This is a genomic window from Nonomuraea sp. NPDC051941 (assembly GCF_044593615.1).
Map to the genome: position 1 here is coordinate 1 of NZ_JBIUCF010000123.1, position 5230 is coordinate 5230.

The window sequence follows — 5230 nt, forward strand, 5'->3', positions numbered from 1 at the left end:
AGCAGCGATTCGCTTGCGCTCGCCTTTCCAGTCCCCACCTGACGCCTCGCAGGCGCCTTTTCCTCGATCGCTCACCACGACGGTCTTCAGCCAACGCAGCACGAGGCGGTTTGGAATCTCCCCCCGCAGGGCGACTCCGAAGAGCCATGACCTTCATCTCCCACGCAGCATTGCAATCAGAGATGTCTGCCTACATAACATTCCTCCTGCATTCGTGACACACGGAAGCGATCATCCGGAGCACCCCAGACGAGCAAGTCAGCTCCATTCGTGAACACCCCACAGCGCGCCTACGACGCCATGGGTTGGTGGAAAGCGTCACGCATGAGATCATCGGCGCGCTGACGGCATCCGGCCTCAGCGCACCTGGGAAACTGCGCGAGCTGGCGCAGGAGGTCCTGGTGGAGAAGGCGGAGCCGGAAGAAATAGGCGGAGGGGACGGGGTAAGTGGACGACAGTACGCTCCCACGGCTGCGGGCCGAGGCGTCGCGCGATAACTACGCCTCGATGGCGCGGTTGGCGCGCGCCCTGTTAGAGACCGGCCTGAGCGTGCGCCAGGTGCTGCACGAGTGCTACGCCGTTGATCTGCCCCGGGAGTTCTTCGCCCTCGCCGAGGACGGCCCCTGGAATCTAGGGCTGATGACCACCAACCAGCCGTGGCGCCTGGCCTTCCCCTTGGACCGGGGCGGACCGCACCCCGAGCCGAACTCACTCGACCCGGTCGAGCGCCGCCTCTTCGCCCTTGACCCCGATCTGCTGCCCCTCCTGCATCTGCCCGTGGACGATGATGAGGAGCCGGTGCCGATGGAGGAGCTGCCTGTGCTCTGCTACCGACTCTCCGAACTCCGGGAACGGCGGACGACGGTCTTCGGCGTCCCGGGGACGGCTACCCACCGCGATGAGGTGGCGCTCCGGAGTGGCTCGCTACTGGCGATCCTCCGGGACCTCCAGGCCGAGGACGTGCGCGAGCTGGGGCTACAGTACGCCCATCAGGATAACTGGGGCGTCGGTGCCGTACAGGTGGAGCATCTCGACGGCGCTCGCGCGATGCTCAAACGGATTGACAGACATCCCATGGCGAAATCTGTCAAGGCGCGGCCTGGACGGTCCGATGTGCCCAGGCAGTTGCCTCGTCGTACTTGCTGCCGGTCTTCAAGCAGCCGTGAAGGATCCCCACCAGCCGGTTGGCGAGCTGACGTAATGCGGCATGGTGGCCGACGCCGCGAGCGCGTTGCTGGTCGTAGAAAGCCCGAGCTCCGGGCGAGCAGAGCATCGCGGCGAAGGCCTGTCGGCCCAGGGCATCGATCAATCGATCGTTGTGCACAAACCGCGCCAGCACGACCTTCTTCTTCCCGGACCGGCGGGTCACCGGGCTGGTGCCGGCGTAGTTCTTGCGCGCTCGCGCATCGCCATAGCGAGTGGAGTCATCGCCGAACTCCGACAACACTCGGGCACCTAGGATCACGCCCAGGCCCGGCTGGGACAGGTAGATCTCAGCGTCCGAATGCTCGCCAAAATGCGCCTCAACCTCCTCCTGCAAGGCCTTGATCTGCTCATTTAACGCGGTCAGGATCGCCACTTGAGCACGTACCATCGCCGCGAACGCGGCCGCCACCACCGCAGGCTGCGCCAGTTGCTCGCTGCGCAGCGCGGCCCGGATCTTCTCGGCCTTGTCGAAGGCGTGGTGACGACGCGCTCGCTGAAGCGCCAGTGTGATCTGTGTGATCGTCAGTCGTGCCGCGCTGGCCGGATCGGGCGCCTTGCCCAGCAACTCCGATGCATCGGCTCCGGCCAGGTCACCGAACGCGACCAGGGCCGCAGGGAAGAACTCGCGCAGGGCGTGCCGCAGGCGCAGGGTGTGCCGATTGCGTTCCCAGATCAGCGTCTTGTGCGCTCGCGCGACCACCTTGATCGCCTCAGCCGCCGCGCTGTCCCCGGCGATCGGCCGCAACTGATCACGCTTCTCGCGCACCATGTCCGCCAGTGTGCGAGCATCGGCCGCGTCGCTCTTGGCTCCCGAGGTCGATACGGTCTCTCGGTAGCGGGCCACCTGCAGCGGGTTGATGGCATAGACCTGGTAGCCGGCGGCGATCAACGCCTGGACCCACAGCCCCCGATCGGTCTCGATCCCGATGACGACCTCAGCACGATCGAAGTCCTTGTCCGCCTCCGCATGGCGCCCGATCAGTTCATGCAGCCGGGAGATCCCCGCGATCCCCTCCTCGAGTCGAGCCTTGGCCAGCCGTTTTCCCCGCTCGTCCTGCAGTTCCACATCGTGGTGATCCTCGGCCCAGTCATCGCCCACGAACAACAAGTCGCTCTCCCACCCTCGGCGGCATGATCAGCAGCCCACGGGAGAACCTCCGCTACCTAATGATCAAGTGCTCACGCCACCGAAGAGGCGGGCACGACATCCCATCAGCGGTCCATCCTCCCGACCGCCAGCAAGGGCACGATCTGTCAATAGGACTCGACGTCCAGGTTCCGAGAGTGCTCACCTGCCAGTGGCTACCGGGCCCGAGTCTGCCCGAAAGCTGACCCGGTAGCTCTCATTAGGCTCCGAAGCGAGGTCGCTTCGCATGAGGGACGGTGAGCGCCGTCGAGCGGAGACGTAGAGGGTGATGATCCCTTCGCGGCTGGTGTGGCGGGCGTACTGCAGCCCCCCGGGGAGCCAGAGCGGGGGCGACGAGCGCGTCGGCGTCCTCGCTGGTACGGGCCCGTCGTCTGGTTCTCGTCCGAGATTCTTCGACTTGAAGTCCGCTTGAGGTCAACTGATTCCTGATCGTCCGGGGTGCTGCTACTTCTCACCGACATTCCGGCCCCGACCAGCCCACGACCGCTGTCCACACTGACCGGCAAACGTTGCTGCCTCTCGCCAGCAAAATCAGGCAGGGCCTGGGCGATGGCCGCCGATCCCGCTTGGTCCCAGCCGAACACCGTCTGCGAGATGCGGCCGACAGCGGCCTTGGGCGTGCCGTGGACGACGTAGGCCTCCAGGCCGTGGGCGACGACGGTCAGAACCACAGCGCCCTTTGCCCGCAGCGAGGTCCACGCCAGTCGCTGTCCAGCGATCGTGCCCTGAAAGACAGCGACTGCGATCAGTAGCCGATCGGCAGCGGCGACGAGCTGCTCGCGTCGGTCCGCCCGGCGCTGCCGCGCGGTCCTCAACAGCGAGTGCTCACCGGCGAGGCCGGTAAGCCGCGCCGAAGGGAGCAAGATCACGCCGAGGTCTTAACGAGGGCGGGCCGTCCACGCGATCTCATGCAGCGCGGTGCTCTGCACACCCGAGGGCCCGAGGCCGTTCCCGCGGCTGGCGAAGAAGTCCGGCTGGCCTGAGACGGTGCTGGCGGTGGGCCACGATGCCATAGTCACCGGCTCGGCGGAACTGGCCGACGCCGTGATGAGCGCGTGAACGTCAACCGCCGTACATGACCTGTTAGTGGCGGCTTCGCCGTTCCGACCTTTTTGCGGCCCTGACGCGCGCCTACATTGATCACCCATGCGCAAGTCAGTCCTCGCTCTGGTGTTCGCCATCACGGCGGCACTTTCCGCCGGGCTCACGGCCGCCGCGCCGGCGGTGGCCAACACGTTCGGCTTCTACGCCTACCATCCCACGTGGTGCTGCCCCAAGACGGACAACCGTGACGTCTACTGGAACGCCTCCACGCTCACCAGCAATATGATCACCGCGGCCGACTACGGCATGGCCAACCTGGACTACCAGACCGACCTGCGGATCGGCGGGTATGACAGCAGCGCGGGCACGCACACCGACCTGGTGATGTTCGATGCCTACTACACCGACTACTGGGGCAAGGACTGGGACGGCTCAAGCACGGGCGTCAACATCACCGCCTCGACCAAGTGTGTCAGGGTGCTGGCCCAGATCGGCGGCGAGTACACGTGCGACCGCGCGGAGCTCCGCTTCGACCTGGCCGACATGACCAGCACCACCATTCGCAAGAAGACGGCCTGCCACGAGATCGGGCACGCCATCGGGCTCGGGCACACCAACCTGACGTCCTGCATGAAACAGGGCTCGTCCACCACCCCGACCTACAGCAGCCACGACCGCTCGCACGTCAACGGGGAGTGGTGACCGTGAAGAACCGCCTTCTGCTGATCCTCACCCTCGTCGCCGCCGTGACCGTCGGCGTCGGCGCGGGCACGCTGCTCAACAGCCCCAAGCCCGGCTTCTGGGCGCAGCTCAGGAACGGCACCAGCGCGTCCGACGGCCAGTACCTGTTCGACTCCGTGGCTGACATCACCCCGGGAGCCGCGGACTCCGGCGCCTTCAAGGCCGCCGCAGCGCTCGTCCAGGGCACCATCGTGGACATCGAACCGGGCATCGCCTTCGCCTCCGACGACTCTGAAGGCGCCTCGACGGTCGTCGCCTACGACAGCGCCGACGCGGCCATGCGCTACGCCAGCCTGGTGGTGCGCGTCGACAAGGTGCTGGCGGGACGGCTCGACCAGGGGTACACCGACGGCAAGATCCGGGTCCAAGTGGAGCACCCGCCCACCAGCACGCTCGCCGAGCTCAAGGAGTCCATCGGTACGGCGGGCACCGGCCTGATGTTCGTGCACAACCTCGCGGAACGGCAGCAGCTCCTCGGCCGCCCCATCACCGACGCCACCCAGCTGGCCTACGCCCAGTCGGTGCACACGCCGATCGGCGAGGGCTTGTTCGTCGAGGAGTCGGCAGGCAGCCCGGTGATCGCCCCGCTCATGGACGGCCAGCGCGCGGCGCAGCTGCTGGGGTACGCCTACGTGGCCGAGGACCACGAGGCGGAGCCAGCTCCCACGCCGACCTGCGACGACCTCATCGACCCCTGCTACACGCCGACGAGCAAGCCGTCGGCCACGGCGACCTCGGTCCCGGCCGGCGAGACCGAACCGGCCAACACCACGCCGCCGAGCCTGACGGCCCTACGCACGACGCTGGTCGCCGAGGCCTGCGCCGAGGGAACGGCGGCGGACCCCGCCTCGTGCTGAGGCGTCCGACCTGACACGCCCGGTGGCAGCCTGCCGCCGGGCGCGCGCTTGCGTCGACCGCTGGTCCTGCGCCGAATCGTGGCCGTCACGAGGGGGGTGAGGTTCCACTCGATCGCCGGCCCGACCACCTGGCAACGACCGCCCATTAGATCCAGATCCGCCCTTCGGGCGTGCTCGCGTGGATGAGAATCGGGGGGTGTGCTGCCCGCCGACGTCGGTCCGCTATGGCTCGTGG

The 5230-nt window shown here is 67.2% G+C and carries 5 protein-coding genes; 3 read left to right on the forward strand and 2 right to left on the reverse strand.

The genetic code is table 11. The features are described from left to right. Positions 1-708: 708 nt before the first annotated feature. Together ACIHFD_RS67575 and ACIHFD_RS67580 are read right to left on the reverse strand one after the other, a co-directional pair. Complete coding sequence (locus ACIHFD_RS67575; RefSeq protein WP_397375920.1) at positions 709-894, reverse strand: hypothetical protein; 186 nt, start codon at positions 892-894, stop codon at positions 709-711. A gap of 193 nt (positions 895-1087) precedes the next feature. After that, complete coding sequence (locus ACIHFD_RS67580) at positions 1088-2314, reverse strand: IS110 family transposase (RefSeq protein ID WP_397375921.1); 1227 nt, start codon at positions 2312-2314, stop codon at positions 1088-1090. A gap of 957 nt (positions 2315-3271) precedes the next feature. Here ACIHFD_RS67580 and ACIHFD_RS67585 point away from each other — a divergent pair. The 3 genes from ACIHFD_RS67585 (at position 3272) to ACIHFD_RS67595 (ending at position 4995) form a co-directional block, all read left to right on the forward strand. Beyond that, positions 3272-3412 carry a hypothetical protein gene (locus ACIHFD_RS67585; RefSeq protein ID WP_397375922.1) on the forward strand — a complete coding sequence of 47 codons (141 nt, stop codon included), beginning with the start codon at positions 3272-3274 and terminating at the stop codon, positions 3410-3412. 87 nt (positions 3413-3499) lie between these two features. Then, positions 3500-4099 carry a hypothetical protein gene (locus tag ACIHFD_RS67590; RefSeq protein WP_366312721.1) on the forward strand — a complete coding sequence of 200 codons (600 nt, stop codon included), beginning with the start codon at positions 3500-3502 and terminating at the stop codon, positions 4097-4099. 2 nt (positions 4100-4101) lie between these two features. Further along, positions 4102-4995 carry a hypothetical protein gene (locus ACIHFD_RS67595; protein ID WP_397375923.1) on the forward strand — a complete coding sequence of 298 codons (894 nt, stop codon included), beginning with the start codon at positions 4102-4104 and terminating at the stop codon, positions 4993-4995. Positions 4996-5230 lie beyond the last annotated feature (235 nt).

Excerpts from the sequence above, each read along its gene's own strand:
- ACIHFD_RS67590 (WP_366312721.1), top strand. The coding sequence starts at position 3,500 with ATGCGCAAGTCAGTCCTCGCTCTGGTGTTCGCCATCACGGCGGCACTT.